The sequence below is a fragment of the Nitrosophilus sp. genome (genome assembly GCF_982775275.1).
Window position 1 is genome coordinate 1 of the sequence record NZ_CEXZHP010000192.1, and the last position, 2825, is coordinate 2825.

Here is a 2825-nt window from a genome sequence, read left to right on the forward strand (position 1 = left end):
AACCTTTGCTCGGCAATACGATGCTTTCTTGAGAATTATTTTCAACTTCTAAACTCTGGTGTTTGACGACTCTTGAATGATAATCAATTAAATTATCGATTGACAAACATGTATCCAAAAACGCTTCAACCCTATCAAAGCCGTATTTATTGCGTCTGTATAAAAATCAAAAAATACTTTTTTGAAATCGATTTTTAATTCATCAACTTTTTTTCTTATTTTTGGGATTTCTTTTAAATTTGATAAAAAGAGTTTTGATTCTTGTTGGAATTTGGGATTTTGTTTAAGATAGTTATATAGTCTGTTAATAGAATTATTAACGACCTTTCGTTGTTTATCGAGAGAGTTTTTAATGAGTTTACCTTTACTACCTAAATATATTGAAGTCATACCTCTCTCTTTTGCAACCTGAGTAATTACATCATTTAAATAACTGTTTAATTCTAGTCTTTTTTTAATCTCTTCTGTTTGTTTATTATCTAAATAGGAAGTATATAAAAAATAGCCAGACAGTAAAAAAAGCATAGTGATAGGCAATAAACTAATCAGCCTTAATCTACTTTTTAATCCCATTTTTTTTCCTTTTATAGATTTATATTATATTTTTTTGCAACTTGCATACATTCAAATGCACCTTCTTTAAATCCTTCTTTTAAAAGTATTTTTGCTTTATTTATATTGTTATATTTTATAATATATATTTCGCCTAAATAACATTTTGCTCTTGAATTACCATTAATAAATGAGTTTTTTAAAAATATTTCTGCTTTATTAATATCTTTTTTTATACCAAGCCCTTTTAAATATATTATTCCCAAAAAATATCCGGCATTATTAATTTTTTCATAATTATAGGCTTTTTCAAAATATTTTTTTGCGTTTATAAAATCCTTTTGTTTGTAAGCCTTAACGCCCATACTAAAATTTGATGCAATTAAACTTTCAATTAAGAAAAAGGAGAGAAAAAATTTTTTTAAATAGGTTTTCATATTGCCTCTTTTAATAACATAATTTTTTCTTCTAATTCTTTTTTTGTTTTATTTATATTTTCAATATTATCTGTATCGATTATAGTTTCAAATAAATGATTAATATTTTGTAATTTAATATTTTGCACTAAACTTTTATATTTTTGTAATTCTTTTTTAATATTTTGATAATCATCATAAGATAAAATTTTTAAGACTTCATTCGTAAAATCTTTTATCAACTCGTTATATAGATCTTCTTCCAAACCTATCTCTTTAGCAGAATTTTTTATGATCTGTTTGTATTCTTTTTTTAATTGTGATTCATCTATATCAATTTTAAAATTAAACTCTTTTGCTATTTTATCCAATAAAATATAGAAATTTTCAATCAGATTTTTAATTTTTGTTATATCATTGGATTTTAGGGCATTATTTAAAATAATATTAGCTTTTTCTAGGCGAAGGTTTGTAGCGGTGCCTTTTAATTTATGAATAAGATTTTTAATGTTTTCGATATCGCTATTTTGAATATATTGTTCAATTTCGTTTTTAAAATCATTGCTTTGTTTAATATATTCGGATACAAACTCTAAAACTACATCTTCAGGGATCCCAAGTTCGTTTGATGCAATTTTTGGATCATATAATTTTTCTTCCTTTTCCTCTTCTTTTATAATTTCTGTTTTCTCATTTTGTGAAAAAGCAGGTTTTTGCACCGAAAGCATTAATTCACTATTTAATTTTTCTATAAAATTGTAAAAACTATTTAATAGCTCTTTTAATATATTTTTATCATCAATTCCCGTGGTATCGGCCAAAATTTCATTTGCTTTTTTTACTCTTAAATTTGCCGCGGCACCTTTTATTTTATGAATAAGATTATGAGCCAATATGTAATCTTCATTTTCCAAAGCCTTTTGGATTTGTGGCTGAAGTTCGTACGCTTGAGCTATAAATTCAACCAAAAGATCTTGAATCAACGATTTATCAAGGCCTAGTTCATTTGCAACCTCATCAAAATCATATATTTTATCTTCGGATTTGCTCTCCTTAATAATCGGCTCTTCGATAGCGATTTTAGGCGTCTCTTCAACGCTAATTTGATCAAAATCTATTGTTAAAGGTTCATCTATGGAAGGTTTGATCTCGTCTTCTATAACGATATCTTCTATTGGTTTTAGCATCTCTTGGAAAGTCTCTTCTTTGGCAAAACTATTTTCAAAACCTTTTTCTTCAAAGCCTTTAAAACTTTCTTCCTCAAAATTTGTATCATTTTCTAAAAGATTTAAATTTTTAAAAGATACGTGATAATATTTTGATTTTTCGTTAATATCAATCAATTCGGTTATTAATATTTCCGTTTCTATTTCACTAGTTAAAGTTTTTAAAATTACTTTTGGAGATTTTAAGTGATTAAAAATTATATAATCTATCCATGAAAAATTTTTAAAATTGTAGATAAATCCTGGCTTATTAACAAAAAGATCGGCTATATCTTGGATTTTTTCGTTCATCTCCTCAATTGAGTCAAAACCTAAAAAATCTATTATTTCTGAACTAACAGCAACCATCTCTTTTTTAGAATTATAAAGGATCAACTTTCTTCCTTTTGTTTCATTTTTTTATATTTTTCCTCAATTTCTTTTATATCTTCTTTGCTTGCTGGTTTTCTAGCTGCTATATATCCAACTTTGACTCCATCTTTAAAAACAGGTTTAATATAGGTTTTTACCCAGTAATATTTGCCATCCTTTCTTAAATTTTTAACAAGTCCTATCCACTCTTTATCTTTTTTTATTGTTTCCCACATATCTTTAAATGCGGCTTTTGGCATATCCGGATGTCTTATAATAT

The 2825-nt window shown here is 25.8% G+C and carries 4 protein-coding genes; all 4 read right to left on the bottom strand.

All coding sequences use genetic code 11. The features are described 5' to 3' along the window. Window positions 1-87 precede the first annotated feature (87 nt). The gene (locus AC30RD_RS07985) at window positions 88-573 is read right to left on the bottom strand and encodes a nitrate- and nitrite sensing domain-containing protein (RefSeq protein WP_489493941.1); all 486 of its coding nucleotides are present in this window, start codon (window positions 571-573) and stop codon (window positions 88-90) included. A gap of 11 nt (window positions 574-584) precedes the next feature. After that, entirely contained in the window at window positions 585-989 is a 405-nt protein-coding gene (locus tag AC30RD_RS07990) for a hypothetical protein (RefSeq protein WP_489493942.1), read from the bottom strand. After that, complete coding sequence (locus tag AC30RD_RS07995) at window positions 986-2569, bottom strand: hypothetical protein (RefSeq protein WP_489493943.1); 1584 nt, start codon at window positions 2567-2569, stop codon at window positions 986-988. The genes AC30RD_RS07990 and AC30RD_RS07995 overlap by 4 nt, the downstream gene beginning before the upstream one ends. Further along, window positions 2566-2825, bottom strand: a 260-nt coding sequence (locus tag AC30RD_RS08000; protein ID WP_489493944.1) for a PAS domain-containing protein, incomplete at its 5' end; no start/stop codon positions are given. The genes AC30RD_RS08000 and AC30RD_RS07995, both read right to left, overlap by 4 nt.